Here is a 14,377-nt window from a genome sequence, read left to right as displayed (position 1 = left end):
AATTTGAGTGTACCCCTACGGTATTATTTTACATTAATTATACCATAATTACACAGTCCTATATAGACCGTACTCAAAATTAAGGAAGAACCTCTCATCATCCGGAAAAATCCGACCCGTATTATTCAATTAAGGGGCGATATGTCCAATTAACGGGGTTCAGTTCAGACAGTGGCTAAGTACTAAGAGTATTGGCGGTGCTACTGCACCGAAATATTTAACCGCTTACTTCAATTTTGTTTCTCCTTTCGATTTTGGGTATAAAAAATGGAGCTAGCTCTATAACCTAACTCCTTGGGGACCTGTGCATTATTAACTTCTATATACAAAAAAGTTGCTTACTCACAATTTACGAATAACTTTTGATACAATTGTAATTGACGGATTAAAAGACCAGAATATTACTTTTCTTGATAATTGCATCGTAAAAATTTTTGTTCCTTAGTGAAAGTTGCAACCATATGTTGAGAAATATCCAATTTTATTAATTTGGCACTTTCTTCATTTTCTATTTTGTCCCTGTTTAGCGTCAAAATATATTGGAAATCACTATATTTTTCTTCTTGCTCATATAAATAGTTTAAGCATTGCACTAATGTGTCCTGATCCACATCAAAAATATTATCATGAACCAAAAATTGAGGATGATATTTATTTGTGAATGAATTAAACATTAAACCCACATCGTAAATAAACACCTTTGTTCTGTTGACACTATGGCTACCATCATCGTATATACGCAAACTAATATTTACAGGTATTTTTTTATTTGCCTTGTTAATAGTCTCAATTGTAAGCGAGGATTGCTTATTACCCATTATTTTTTCATGTATGCTCAAAAGGGTTTTTTCAAAGCTATCCTGATTTATCTTATTTTCATCAAATAAATCATCAAGATCTAGAATCTCCTGAGACTTTCTTAGGAGCAATTCTTTCTTTTTTTTAGTATTTTTCTCATACTGCTCAAATAAATGTCTAATATGCGCACTTGAACGCTTCTTTTCTTCAAATATCTTAAGGGTCGTTTTTAAGTTTTTAAGAATTCCTTTTTGATCAAGAATTTTAATTTTGGTCGCATATTCATCATCAAGTTCTCTTATGTTTTCAGAAAGCTCTTTCAGTTGAATCTGTAACTCTTTAGCCTTCTGGTTAATAAGCATTTTTTGAAAATTCTCCACTTTATTTTTGAATCCTACTACTTCGTGTAGAGATTTAACTATTGCGGCACCCAAATCATCCTTAAATTGATTATACACAACTTCAATTTCAGCATCATCAATTTCGTCCGGCTTGGGCATACTTTTAATTTTCTGATACTCATGGCGTACAATTTTTTGCTTATTTCGTAGCTGTTCTAACATACTTTCTAATTCGATTAACTCATTTTGCATAGAGTCAAAAGCCTCATTGCTTTTAAAACTATCTATGGCCGCTTCCATTTTACTCAAATCGTCATTTAATGCATTTAGATCTGCCTGAACATCAGCAAGTTTTTTGTTTCCAGAAGTCAATTCCTTTTTATTATTCTTAATTATAGTAGTTAAATCATCAATCTGCTTAATCGTACGTAATATTTTTGCATAAGCATCGATATCAATACCCATTAAATAGAGATGAGGAGTTAGATCCGCAGGAATGCGCCTTGCGACTTCATGACACTCTAATATGTCAACGAATTCAGAACGCTCATCTCTCATCAGTATTGACAAAAGATTTCTAAAGCTAGGTATACTTATTCCAGTTGTATGGGCAAACAACAATTCACTCAAATAATTTCTAGCATCGCTAAGCTTATCAAAAGAAACATTTTTGCCTTCTCTAATAAAAATTGGCTGGGCTTCTTCTTTTCTATTCCTTTTTATAGTTAGCCGATTTTCTCCAATTTCCAAATCTAAAAGTATATTTTCCTCAAGTGGAAGAATGCTCTCCGGAATCTTTTTCAGTCTAGAGTAGGCATAATCATTCAAGAAACAAAAATCAAGGAACTCAATAGATAGTGACTTGCCAACACCATTTGTTTTTCGACCCGCCACTATACTATCATCATACTTCTCACCTAAGATCAAATTGACACCGTCATGGAATTCAATCGGTTCAAAAACATGGTTTTCTGAATAGAGTTTGCTAATGCGAATTCTATTTATTTCTTTACCCATACATTAGCCTCCTCAAACTCTACAATATCTACAGAATGGAGAAATGTTAATCCAATAACTAATTGACGACTGCTCTTGACACCTTTCTGCTTTAACAATTCTGAAAGATCATAAATTGATACTTTTTCTTTATTAAGTTTCCGAATTCCATCAAGAATAAGGTAGCCAATGTACATTGCTGATGTTTTAGCCATATTACTATTTATCATCATTGTAATCGCTCCTTTCATTCGGAAATACATTGCACTTTATTAGTTCATTTATTAAATAAAACTTAATCGCTGCTTTGTCATATTTTTTTCCGTTTTGACTTAATTTTTCCTCAAAATAATTCACTAACATTTCTAATGCTTTAACGGGGTCATTAGATGCTTCATCTAATTTTTTGATGCTAATATCCTGTAAGTACATGACTGTTATAAGATCTTGTGCCTCATCAATTTCAATCATAGTGTAAACCATACTTAACGCTTCACCATAAATCGTGTATAGTGTCATATAATTACTTTTTAATCTTTCAGCGAATTCTTTGAATCTCTTATCAATTTTATACTCAGGATCTACTATGGTATCTCGTTTGTCTTTTTTTTCTCGATTTTTTGTTATATACTCAATCAAATCAATAATTGTGTCCACTTCACTGGCTTGACTAGTTTTCGTGTACTGCAATTTACTAACTAACTCATTTTCCAAAAACTGGCTAATTTCTCTTAAAGCCGTAGTGTCTTTTTCTTTGATATGTTTAATTAGATCCGTATAATCTATAATATCCTTACTTTTATCAAAAGAAAATATATTTTGGGTATCAAATGTAGTAGAATATTTTTTCTTTTTGGTCAAAACAAGTATAACTAGCCTATCGTATGTTGAATATTGATTATACTCGATAAACTTCTTAATTGTTTTTTTGATTTTTTCACTGTCATTGTCAGAAGTCACTTGAAATGAAAGCCTTTTCATTTCATCACCTAAATCAATTGCCGGAGCATTTTTCTCATAGGCATTTAAGTTGCGTAAATTGTATCCATATATTTTATTTAATAATTGTGCATAGAAGTCCTCTGCCACAATATTTATGTCATAAAAATTCACACAATTTAATATCTCGACCTCCGTACTTAAGAGGGCAAGGGCAGCTCCAATATTTTTAAGATATATATCTTTATTGATCATTTTTTGCTCCTCTCAAGCTAAGTTACTATTTGACTTCAACAAACAGAAGATATGTTTCTATCTCTAAAGCATCTGCTATCTTCTGAACATTATCTAATGCAATGCTTCTTTTCTCGCGCTCAATAGCACTGATATAAGTTCTATGCAATCCAGCTTTCTCCGCAAAAGCTTCTTGCGACAATCCTATTTCAGTTCTATATTTTTTTACGTTATTCGCAAAAACCTTTATTATATCCATGATAGCACATCACTCCAATAATAATTGTAAAAAACCGAATACAATAAGTCAACATACAATAAGTCACGTTGCTAAAATGGCTAATATAGGTATTATTTAAAAAGCTCCTTAAAGATTAGTTTATATTATTCTAAAATGCTTCAATGCATTTGGTATGCGTCATACATCGGCAATCCTAAGTCTCTTTTTACTTCTGCGATATAAGCCGTATGCACTTTGAAACCGTACTTACTTTATATATACTCTTGTATCATCTTCTAGGTTACTCTTTCGCTTGTTCCATAATCCTCAGCCTTTTCAGCAATCTTACCCACAGGTATTTTCCCATCGCCCTCGCCAAACTCCACATTTTCGTTGATATGTGTCTCTGTATTTTTGTGGGAAAGAAGTACAACCGTCTCCATGTGCCCTGTCCGAGGAAACACAATTGCTTTACTCTTTTAATTGTAATTAAGCCTTCCCAGAAACTGATAAATGAGTCCCCGTCCATCACCGCCATCGTATCGAGATCTCATCTAACACCTAAATAACAATCTTCTTCCGTTCGCTGAATAGTTTATTTAGCTTGTAAATCATTATAGCAATATGTTATAAGGCAAACAGAGGTGCTTGTTTTCATTGGCGAGAGGGCAGCGAAGAAAATCCGTCTCCAACTCAATTACGCCAAAAAAAACAAAAAGCCAATAACTGAAATTTTCAGCTATTGGCTAAGAAGCGTTTTGGAGCAAACCTAATTTAACAACTTTATTCTGGTTGAACACTTCCCTCGCTTACCCTTTCGGTAGGTTCAAACAGTACTACGACTTGAACTGGTCTGGATGTTGTCTTTGGTGACAGACTTTATTATCCGGTGACAGACTTTATTATCTAGTGACAAACTTTATTATCTGTATACACCACTCTTACCCACACTTCGAATAGCCACAATGGGTACACACTACACAACCGCTCTCATGATTAATGGACATTCCACACTCTGGGCAAGCATTTCCCGGAGCCACGCTAGCCCGGACTTTTTTAGTAGCAGCTTTCTCTGGGGCAGCATTTCCCTGTCCTGCTGCAACATTCGTCTTTTCAGGCGCAGGTGCTTGCTCAGGCTTCCCAAGCTTGACCGTACTAAAGTTAATCCCCACATCACTATACTTGCGAATGACTCGAGCAATGGCATCTGGGCAGGATGTGACATTAACCCCTTCCCGTCTCATGCAGGCCGGGCAGCGAATCCCTTTAATCTGCTCGGTAATTGCATCAACAGACAGACCTGACCGTAGAGTTATCGAGATCAAACGAGCAGTAGCCTCTGACTGGGAAGAGCAGCCTCCTGCCCGACCGGTATTCGTAAACACTTCACAAATTCCTTTTTCATCGGCATTAACACTTACATAGAGGTTTCCGCAACCAATTTTTATCTTTTCTGTTACCCCTATGGTTGTTGTCGGTCTGGGGCGGGGAACCACTGTATTCACCTCAGGGACAAAGGGTTTCTTCGGTGCAGAAAGCTGTTCTGAAGCCTGCAGATCTTTAACCTCAGGGGTCTTGTCCTCCGAGGATTGTGCTGCGCCGGTACCCGTAGAAAGCACTTGCTCTTCACGACTGCCATCGCGGTAAACTGTTAACCCTTTACAGTTAAGTTCATCGGCCAGTCGATAAGCCTCAGCTATTTCTTCTTGTGTCGCTGAATTAGCAAAGTTAATGGTTTTCGAGACTGCATTGTCCGTATATTTCTGGAAGGCTGCCTGAATTCTGATATGCCACTCAGGGGCAATCTCTTGGGCTGTGGTAAAGACCTCCTGTACCCAGTTGGGAACCTCAGGCAGACCCAGGACAGTTCCCCTGTCGGCAATTTTTCGCATTAGTTCTTCAGAATAGAAACCATATTCTTTAGCGAATCCCTCAAAGAGAGGATTCACTTCCACCAGTGCAGTTCCATCCATTACGGTTTTGGTATAAGCCACGGCAAACAAAGGCTCTACCCCACTTGAAGCAGCACAAATCATGGAAATTGTTCCTGTAGGAGCAATCGTTGTCAGGGTGGCGTTCCTCAACTTCATGAACCCATCATAAATTGAGCCTTCATAGTTCGGGAAGGTTCCCCGTTCTTCAGCCAAGCGCTGGGATTCAATACGAGCTTCAGTTTGAATGAAATTCATAACCTTTTCAGCGTATTCAACCGCTTCTTCAGTAGCATATGAGGTCTGAAGCAGGATAAGCATGTCGGCAAATCCCATGACGCCCAGGCCGATTTTACGATTCCCTTTTACCACCTGATCAATAATCTCCAGAGGATACTGATTAGCATCGATCACGTTATCCAGGAAGCGAACCGACAGTCGAGTTACCTGACTTAAACGTTCCCAATTGATCACCATTTTTCCTTCTTTTTCAGTGACCATCAGCTTCAGGTTAATCGAGCCTAAGTTGCAGGCCTCATTGGGCAGCAAGGGTTGCTCGCCACAAGGATTGGTTGCTTCGATTTTTCCGAGTAAAGGTGTAGGATTTCCTTGGTTCAAGCGATCTAGGAAAACAACACCCGGTTCTCCGTTTTTCCAAGCGTGTTCTACAATTTTATTAAAGATTTCCGGAGCAGACAGTTGTCCAGCTGTACTACCTGTATGAGGATCTATTAGATCATAGGGACGCCCTTCCCGGACGGCAGACATAAACTCTTCCGTTACTCCGACAGAAATATTAAAGTTGGTAATTTCTTTGTTGTCTTCTTTACACTGGATGAAATCTACAATATCAGGATGGTCGACGCGGAGAATTCCCATATTAGCTCCCCGTCGTGTGCCACCCTGCTTAACTGCTTCTGTTGCTGAATTAAACACTTTCATAAAAGAAATGGGGCCGGAGGCTACTCCACCGGTTGAACGAACCATGCTGTTTTTAGGACGTAAACGAGAAAAGCTGAAGCCGGTTCCACCACCGGATTTATGAATTATGGCAGCATTTTTAATGGCATCAAATATTTCTTCCATGCTGTCTTCAACGGGTAAGACAAAGCAGGCACTTAGCTGACCCAGGTCTCGCCCGGCATTCATCAGGGTCGGAGAGTTGGGCATAAACTCTAGGTTGGCCATCATTGTATAAAATTCTTTGGCTAAGGACTGAACCTCTTCTTTGCCTTTGCCATACATTTCTTCTTCAATACGAGCGACTACACTAGCCACCCGAAAAATCATATCTTCTGCTGTTTCTACTACTTGTCCATTTTCTTGTTTTAAATATCGCTTTGCCAATACAACTCGTGCATTCGGCGTTAAATTAGCCTTCGGCCATTTTTTTGGTGCTTGTCCTTCGAAACTCAACTTAAAATCCCCAACTTTCCTTATCACTACTTAGGCTGATCTCTCTTACTGATAGATCCCCTTTTTTCAATGAGTTCATGTAACTCTTCCATAAATCGTTGGATGTCCTGAAACTGTCGATAAACAGACGCAAAACGTATGTAGGCGACTTCATCCAAGTTAAATAACTGTTCCAAAACCGCTTCCCCTACTTCGGAACTTGATACTTCCCGTTCATGGCAATTGCGTAACTTCTTCTCAATGGCGTAGGCAGCTTCTTCAATTTCCTCGATAGAAATCGGTCTTTTTTCACAAGCTCTGAGCATACCGGCCATCATTTTTGAGCGGGAAAATCCTTCACGTCGACCTTCTTTTTTCACAACGACCAGTGGCGAGTCCTCGAACTTTTCAAATGTGGTGAACCGACGCATACATCGTTCACATTCCCTGCGTCTCCGAACCGCCGTCCCTTCTTCAACTTGACGTGAATCCTGAACCTTCGTGTCCTCGTATCCGCAGAATGGACAGTGCATAGCACCACCCCCAATATATAGTACTTATACAATTTAATCACACTATATGTTGTGTGTCAACCTGTCCGCTTAGACGGCTCGTCTTAGAACTTTTTCTCTGAAACCAGGTATTTTCCGTAGATTTAGTCAAAAAACCAGTATTTCTTTAGTAAAAAGGGCAAAATAAGTTTGGAGATAAATAGTTCTAATCGTATTAGAAGGAGTGATTATTACCGTGATTAAAAAATTTCCTGAGAGAGAAGCCAATCCAAGTACTAAGCCAATTCCCTCCCGCCCCGAGGATCAGCCAAGTATGGATTCTAGAGATGGGCATGGGCTTTCTAAAGAGGAAGCGTTACGATCCAAGAAGTAACTCACACTTCTCCAAGCATCCTTAGAGTTATTTTTAAAATCCACCTTCTCATATTTAACATCTTTATTTAGACCGGTTCTTTTACCGGAACAATCATTCTTAAGTCGAATATGGTACCACATAAATTTTCAAAAATGACGTGCAAGTGTTACAATCTTGCACGTCATTTTTTTATTCATATTTGTGTGTGCCATTAAACCTTAACGCTCCCTAGAAGCTAAGGGACGCTTAGCAGACCTCAGGAATAGTCAGCCTGTCGATTATTTTAAGCAGATATTCAGCCAGCCATCAGGTCTAATTCAGAAAGTAACTATATACTACAAATCAGGTACAGCGGTATTTGCTGAAAGGGCCTAGGTAATTAGGAGGGATTCAAATGGCTATAACAACGTTTAAGCGTTATGAAATGAAATTCATGCTGGATCAGGCACAGTTGGATACTCTTATCCCACTTTTGCTGGAATACATGGTTCCTGATGCTCATTGCCAAGAGGGGAAAGAGTACAACATTTATAATATTTATTACGATACACATGACAGTAATCTCATTCGGCATTCTCTTTCCAAACCCTATTATAAGGAAAAGCTTCGCCTAAGAAGCTATACTATTCCAACCTCATTTAATGACCAGGTATTTTTAGAGCTCAAAAAGAAAATCGGTGGTATCGTCAACAAGAGACGTGTTGTCTTAACTTTAAAAGATGCCTATGATTTTGTTCGCCTAGGTAAATGCCCGGTTTCCTCTCCAAAGCTTAATAAGCAGGTCGCTAGCGAAATTGAATATTTTCTAAGTCGCAATCAGGTAAGTCCGGCAGCTTACATTAGTTATAAGCGGCTAGCTTACTTTGGAAAAGATGATAAAGACTTTCGAGTAACTTTTGACTACAACATCTGCTCCAGACGAGATGACTTATTTCTCGAACTCCCCAGCTATGGAACTCCCTTATTAGAAAAAGGGCAGTACTTAATGGAAGTCAAACTTTCCGGTGCTGTACCTATTTGGCTATCACGTACTTTATCCGGTCTCAGACTATACAAGACTAACTTCTCCAAATACGGCAAAGAGTACGAGAATTATTGTACTCTTGTTAACCCAAGCCTTTGTGCTAATTATTAATAGTTGGAAGGAGCCTCAAGCTATGTTCGAAACCTTACTATCTTCCTCAGCGGGAGATTCTCTTACATTAACCAACTCCCTAGCTGTCTTGTGTTCAGCACTCCTCCTGGGTCTATTCACTAGCTTAGTGTATATCCACACCCACAAAAAGCAAGGCTATTCTGCCGGATTTACAGTAACCATGATTATGTTGCCAGCTATTATTTCCATCATTATTTTATTGATTGGGAATAACGTGGCCAGAGCCTTCAGTCTAGCGGGAGCCTTTAGCCTTATTCGTTTTAGAAGTGCCCCCGGTGAGCCTAAAGATATTGCTTATGTGCTATTTACTCTAGCCATAGGTTTGGCCTGTGGGATGGGTTATATTGTCTACGCAGCCATGTTTGCCTTCATTCTCTGTTCGGTCATGGTAATCCTTTATTACACAGATTTTGCAAATCCCAAAGCCAATGCTATGCAATTAAAAATTGTTGTACCAGAAAATCTAAACTTTCAAGGATTATTCGATGACATTCTCAATCAATATACGGATTCTTGGGCAATGAATGGAGTTAAAACTAAAGACTTTGGCACTCTTTTTGAAGTTGTCTATAACATCAACTTAAAACAAGCGATTAATCAAAAGTCATTCCTTGACGAATTGAGATGCCGCAATGGCAATTTAAACATTGCCTTAACCTGTCATCAATTAGACGATAAAATCTATGCTTAAAGGAGATCACTATGAAAAAACCACTTAGTATTGTTCTAGCCCTGGCCCTTTTAGTAACAGGCCTTGCGGGATGTGCTTCCAGCAAAGAAAGCTCCTCTATGGAAACTGTCAGCACTAGTACTTCTACAGTCAATCCGGTTTCTGTAACTTATGATGAAGACGATTATTATTTCGACTGGAAAAATAGCAGCTATAAAACTATCGGTTTAAACGGCAGCTCGGCAACAGTTAACGGAGAGGGTTTAGACGTCCAAGGCTCAATTGTTACTATCTCCAAATCCGGCGTATATGAAATCACCGGCTCTTTGACCAATGGGAGTATTGTAGTGGATGTAAACAGAGATACCGATGATGGAACTGTATTTCTGGTATTAAATGGGGCAACTATCCAAAGTCAAACAAGCGCTCCAATCTACATTAAAAACTCTAAGAAAGCGGTTATTCTCTTGGAAAATGGCACAGATAATTCTGTTGCCGGCGGAAGTGACTACGTTGTGAATGAAGATGGCGAACCCTCCGCGGCAATTTTTAGTAAGTCAGATCTTACGATCACCGGCGGCGGCAAATTAACGGTTACCGCTGACTATAATGATGGAATTACCAGTAAGGATGACTTGAAAATTACTGATGGGTCTTTGATTGTAACCTCCAAGGCGGATGGAATTGTAGGCAAGGACAGTGTGAGTATCAAAAATGGCAGCTTTGAGATTATCGCCGGCAAAGACGGTATTCGCTCGACCAATGAAACCGATGAAGACAATGGAAATGTAGTCCTTGAAAACGGAGAGTTTACTATTGTTGCGGCCAACGATGGGATACAGGCAGCAAGGCTTGTTCAAATTGATGATGGATCATTTCAGCTAAACTCCGGCGGTGGTTACCCGGGCAAAAGTATCAGCAGCAGCAATGACTTTGGTGGTCGTCCCGATCAAAAAGCCAGCGCCACTACTACAAATAGTACCGAGGAAGAGGAAAGTAAAAAAGGCTTAAAGGCTGGCCAAGGCCTACTTGTAAACGGCGGGAATATCAGTGTCTCCTCCTATGAGGATTCATTACACAGCAATAATGACTTAATCATCAACGGTGGTATTCTGAGCTTACAAAGTGGTGATGATGGTTTGCACGCAGACAACAATCTTCTCATTACCAATGGTGAAATCACTATAAAGAACTCTTATGAGAGTCTGGAAGGTACCAATATCACAGTAAATGGCGGAAAGATTAACGCGACCTCTACTGATGACGGAATTAATGTCAACAGCAAGACTGGGGTTGTGAATATCACAGGCGGAGAAATCGCCTTAAATGCTAATGGTGATGGATTAGATTCCAATGGCAGTATAAACATGACAGCCGGTAGTGTCTATGTTGATGGCCCAGCAGGCAATGGCAATGGTTCTGTTGATTATGACGGTAGTTTTGCTATAAGCGGTGGAACTCTCGTAGCCTCCGGCAGCTCTGGAATGGCTCAAGCTCCCAGCACCAATACCCAACCCTCAATCCTCATGTATTACACCTCCGCACAAGCTGCAGGAACTGCACTAACCCTCAAAGATAAGAATGGAACTATTGTTTTAACTCATACACCTTCCAAGCAGTATAGCTCAGTGGCAATATCCTCTCCCAAATTAACGGTGGGCTCAACCTATACCCTCTATAGTGGGGACAATCCAATTGTTGAGGTTACACTTTCAGATTCTCTAACTTATCTAACGGAATCAGGTGTAACTACTAAACCCCAAAACGCCGGCCCCGGTGGTGGCAAAGGATTCGGCGGCACAGGTAACATGCCTCCCGGTGAGGGTGGAATGCCCCCTAATGACGGCGGAATGGCCTCCAGTGATAAACTTCCGCAGTGATTTCCTCAATTACCTGCAGAGAAAGGTCATGACTGTCTTTATGGTCATGACCTTTCTTAGTTAGCGTTTAAATTTAATGTAAATTTCAGATTATCCTAGGTTCGATAACGTTCACTATTGAAAATAGCATACATAAAGTCCTTAGCATCTCAGCTCATATAGGAATCTATTTAATATTCCAAATATGAAACCAATTAAGAGCAGATATTTATATGCTCACGGCAATTTCTCCCTGAACTGTCATCTCTTCCATTTCCTTTGCTCGCATTTTTTCTCTTTCTTCTTCCACTAAAAAGCGACGCAAAACTTTACCAACTGCTGTCTTCGGTAGACTTTCACGAAATTCAATGGCCTTGGGAATTTTAAAGACTGCAAGCTTACTCTTACAATAGTTTAAAATTTCCTCCTCTGTCACACTTAATCCTTCTTTAATAACAATATAGGCCTTAACCATTTCTCCCCAATAGGGATTAGAAATTCCGGCGCACACAGCTTCTCTTACAGCCGGGTGAGTATAGAGTACTTCTTCTACATCGCGAGGATAGACATTATAACCTCCCGTGATAATCATATCCTTTTTTCTATCAACAATATAGAAAAAGCCGTCTTCATCTTTATAGGCAATATCTCCTGTATAAAGCCACCCATCCCTTAACACATCCGTTGTTTCTTCAGGTTTTTGCCAATACCCTAACATAACTTGATTACCCTTAACCACCAATTCCCCAATTTCTCCCGGGGGAAGCTCTTTCTCGCCTGTTTCTAAGTCCATAATTTTGGAATCCGTATTAGGGGCCGGAACCCCGATTGAGCCAACCCTCGAATTAAAAATCGGATTCAAGTGTGTTGCAGGTGCTGCCTCGGATAATCCATAGGCTTCAACTAACCTACCACCCGTTAATTCCCCAAAACGAATTGCAACTTCTTTAGGCAGCGGAGCTGACCCACTTAGACAGCAGCGAATCGACGAAACCTTATATTCCTTGATTCGCGGATGATTGATTACAGCTACATACATAGTAGGCGCTCCCGGGAAAAACGTGGGTCCATAGTCATTAATGTGTTGAAGGACACTATCAATATCAAACTTCGGTACGATAATCATTACCCCTCCGGATAATACGGAAAAATTCATACATGCTGTTAAGGCGTATATATGAAATAGTGGCAGCACCGTTAAGACTCTTTCCTTTCCCTCTTGTCCATCAATCCATTCCCAGGCTTGTAAAGCATTAGCTACTAGGTTATGATGTGTTAACATAACTCCCTTTGCTGTTCCTGTTGTTCCACCTGTATACTGTAAAACTGCCAGATCCTCAGTTTCACCCACCCAGGGGGGAGACTCTACTTCATCCCAGCAGGGATCTGAAAGTTGTTTCTCTATGTCTTCATATAATGGATTATCTGCTAATCCTAAGCCCCCTAAGCCATGGAAAGCTTTTAGGAAGTCTAAGGCTATTAGTTCTAATCTCACTTCCTCTTGTATCTTCATAATACGCGGCAAGAGTTGGGGAATGGAGATTATACCTATAGAACCGGAGTCCTGCAATAAAGCTTTTAATTCACTTTCCACATAAAGGGGATTAGTCTGAACAACTATTGCCCCTAGTCTTTGGATTGCAAAGAATGAGATAACCCAATTGGCACTATTAGGCATATATATAGAAATTCTATCTCCTTTTTTTACCCCTCTCTGCTTCAGCATTTTAGCCATGCGTTCAATAAATACATCCATCTCTGCGTAGGTTATGGTCTTTCCTCCAAATATTAATGCCGGATTATCCGGGAATTTCAACTTTGTTTGCTTAAACATCCCCATCAAAGTAAGTTCAGGAATTTCTAACCGTTTCCGAACATTAGGCTCATAAAAACGAAACCAACATCTCTCTACGCTAGACTCTTCCATGTCTGTCTCCTCCTTCTTGAATGCGGATTCATTTGTTTTACATATTTTAGCACATCACTCCGCCCTTTTATATATATTATTTTAATATTCTGTATATTTATATTATTCAAAATACTTATTGCGTGATACATATTCTCTTCATAATCTAAATGTACTTGGAGGCGGAGTTGGTTTACCTCACTTTTAGTCTTAAACCGAAGATATAAAAAAGCCAGGGGAAGACCATCTCGTTAGAAATGGTCTTCCCCTGGCTTACCTGGCGATACGAAAAGCGGACTAGGCTTTCGCCACACTGCGTCCCGTGACGCAAACTCCTGCAGTGTGGATCGTAGAACCCCGACTCCCCAAATTCGCCCACGTCGGCGAATTTAAGACACCCCAGATGAGGTGGAAGGATGACACATAAAGAAAGACCACCTCATTCAGAGATGGCCTTTCGCTTGTTACCTGGCGATACGAAAGGCGGATGAGCCTTTCGCCACACTGCGTCCCGTGACGCAAACTCCTGCAGTGTGGATCCTACTTTCCCAGGGGCTATGCCCCAAGTATCATCGGCCCTGGAACGAAAGGCACGATAGTGTCCAGTGGACAGTATCGCCGAGCCACCCACCCCAAAGGAACGCTTCGTGGCGAAGGGGAGTCCTTTCGCCACATTGCGACTCGTGACGCATACTCCTGCAATGTGGATTCTTAACTTCCGTGTTCGGTATACGAAAAGCAGATGAGCTTTTCGCCACACTGCGTCCCCAGACGCATTCTCCTGCAGTGTGGATCGAACACGATAAGCGGACGAGCTTATCGCCACACTGCGTCCCGAAACGAATTCTCCTGCAGTGTGGATCGTGGAACCCCGAACTCTCCAGATTCTTTCATTCTTTTCGTATCGGTATTACAAAACACAAACAGACTACCTCGTTAGAGATAGTCTGTCGCTTGTTACCTGGCGATGACCTACTTTCCCAGGGGCTATGCCCCAAGTATCATCGGCCCTGGAGGTCTTAACTTCCGTGTTCGGTATGGGAACGGGTGGAACCCCTCCGGCAT

Annotated in this window: 13 protein-coding genes and 1 rRNA gene; 4 read left to right on the top strand and 10 right to left on the bottom strand. The window is 40.2% G+C overall.

Translation table 11 applies throughout. The features are described 5' to 3' along the window. Positions 1-401: 401 nt before the first annotated feature. The 7 genes from BLS16_RS22420 to nrdR all read right to left on the bottom strand — a co-directional run bounded on the left by BLS16_RS22420 (position 402) and on the right by nrdR (position 7,387). Complete coding sequence (locus tag BLS16_RS22420; RefSeq protein WP_092335814.1) at positions 402-2,156, bottom strand: DUF2326 domain-containing protein; 1,755 nt, start codon at positions 2,154-2,156, stop codon at positions 402-404. Continuing rightward, positions 2,141-2,368: a hypothetical protein gene (locus tag BLS16_RS22415; protein WP_092335813.1), complete on the bottom strand. Its 228-nt coding sequence runs from the start codon at positions 2,366-2,368 to the stop codon at positions 2,141-2,143. Before BLS16_RS22415 ends, BLS16_RS22420 begins: the two co-directional genes overlap by 16 nt. Further along, positions 2,355-3,329 (bottom strand): SMEK domain-containing protein, encoded by a 975-nt coding sequence (locus BLS16_RS22410; protein WP_092335812.1) that lies wholly within the window; start codon positions 3,327-3,329, stop codon positions 2,355-2,357. Before BLS16_RS22410 ends, BLS16_RS22415 begins: the two co-directional genes overlap by 14 nt. 25 nt (positions 3,330-3,354) lie before the next feature. After that, positions 3,355-3,567 carry a helix-turn-helix domain-containing protein gene (locus tag BLS16_RS22405; protein WP_092335811.1) on the bottom strand — a complete coding sequence of 71 codons (213 nt, stop codon included), beginning with the start codon at positions 3,565-3,567 and terminating at the stop codon, positions 3,355-3,357. A 257-nt stretch (positions 3,568-3,824) separates the two neighbouring features. Continuing rightward, complete coding sequence (locus tag BLS16_RS24805) at positions 3,825-3,992, bottom strand: hypothetical protein (protein ID WP_345788556.1); 168 nt, start codon at positions 3,990-3,992, stop codon at positions 3,825-3,827. A 477-nt stretch (positions 3,993-4,469) separates the two neighbouring features. Further along, on the bottom strand, positions 4,470-6,875 hold the full coding sequence (locus tag BLS16_RS22395; RefSeq protein ID WP_092335815.1) for a vitamin B12-dependent ribonucleotide reductase: 2,406 nt from the start codon (positions 6,873-6,875) through the stop codon (positions 4,470-4,472). A 26-nt stretch (positions 6,876-6,901) separates the two neighbouring features. Beyond that, a complete protein-coding gene (gene nrdR, locus BLS16_RS22390; protein WP_034597909.1) occupies positions 6,902-7,387 on the bottom strand; it encodes a transcriptional regulator NrdR in 486 nt (161 codons plus the stop codon). A gap of 214 nt (positions 7,388-7,601) precedes the next feature. Here nrdR and BLS16_RS23930 point away from each other — a divergent pair, with 214 nt between their 5' ends. From BLS16_RS23930 to BLS16_RS22375, 4 genes are all read left to right on the top strand, one after another. Next, positions 7,602-7,739, top strand: coding sequence for a hypothetical protein (locus BLS16_RS23930; protein WP_169315531.1), 138 nt, complete (start codon positions 7,602-7,604; stop codon positions 7,737-7,739). Between the two features lie 376 nt (positions 7,740-8,115). Next, a complete protein-coding gene (locus tag BLS16_RS22385; RefSeq protein ID WP_092335810.1) occupies positions 8,116-8,856 on the top strand; it encodes a polyphosphate polymerase domain-containing protein in 741 nt (246 codons plus the stop codon). A 22-nt stretch (positions 8,857-8,878) separates the two neighbouring features. Continuing rightward, positions 8,879-9,568: a DUF4956 domain-containing protein gene (locus BLS16_RS22380; RefSeq protein WP_092335809.1), complete on the top strand. Its 690-nt coding sequence runs from the start codon at positions 8,879-8,881 to the stop codon at positions 9,566-9,568. Positions 9,569-9,579: 11 nt separating this feature from the next. Further along, a complete protein-coding gene (locus BLS16_RS22375) occupies positions 9,580-11,427 on the top strand; it encodes a carbohydrate-binding domain-containing protein (protein WP_092335808.1) in 1,848 nt (615 codons plus the stop codon). A 208-nt stretch (positions 11,428-11,635) separates the two neighbouring features. Here BLS16_RS22375 and BLS16_RS22370 read toward each other — a convergent pair whose 3' ends face one another. From BLS16_RS22370 to rrf, 3 genes are all read right to left on the bottom strand, one after another. Then, positions 11,636-13,333 carry a long-chain-fatty-acid--CoA ligase gene (locus BLS16_RS22370; protein WP_092335807.1) on the bottom strand — a complete coding sequence of 566 codons (1,698 nt, stop codon included), beginning with the start codon at positions 13,331-13,333 and terminating at the stop codon, positions 11,636-11,638. Positions 13,334-13,751: 418 nt separating this feature from the next. Beyond that, positions 13,752-14,138 (bottom strand): hypothetical protein, encoded by a 387-nt coding sequence (locus BLS16_RS23925; RefSeq protein ID WP_092335806.1) that lies wholly within the window; start codon positions 14,136-14,138, stop codon positions 13,752-13,754. A gap of 133 nt (positions 14,139-14,271) precedes the next feature. Further along, positions 14,272-14,377, bottom strand: a 5S ribosomal RNA gene (gene rrf / locus BLS16_RS22360); the annotation flags it as partial.

It is taken from the genome of Desulfosporosinus hippei DSM 8344 (assembly GCF_900100785.1).
Lineage (GTDB): Bacteria > Bacillota > Desulfitobacteriia > Desulfitobacteriales > Desulfitobacteriaceae > Desulfosporosinus > Desulfosporosinus hippei.
The sequence above is the reverse complement of the archived record's forward strand: the minus strand, read 5'-3'. Positions and strand labels throughout refer to the sequence as shown.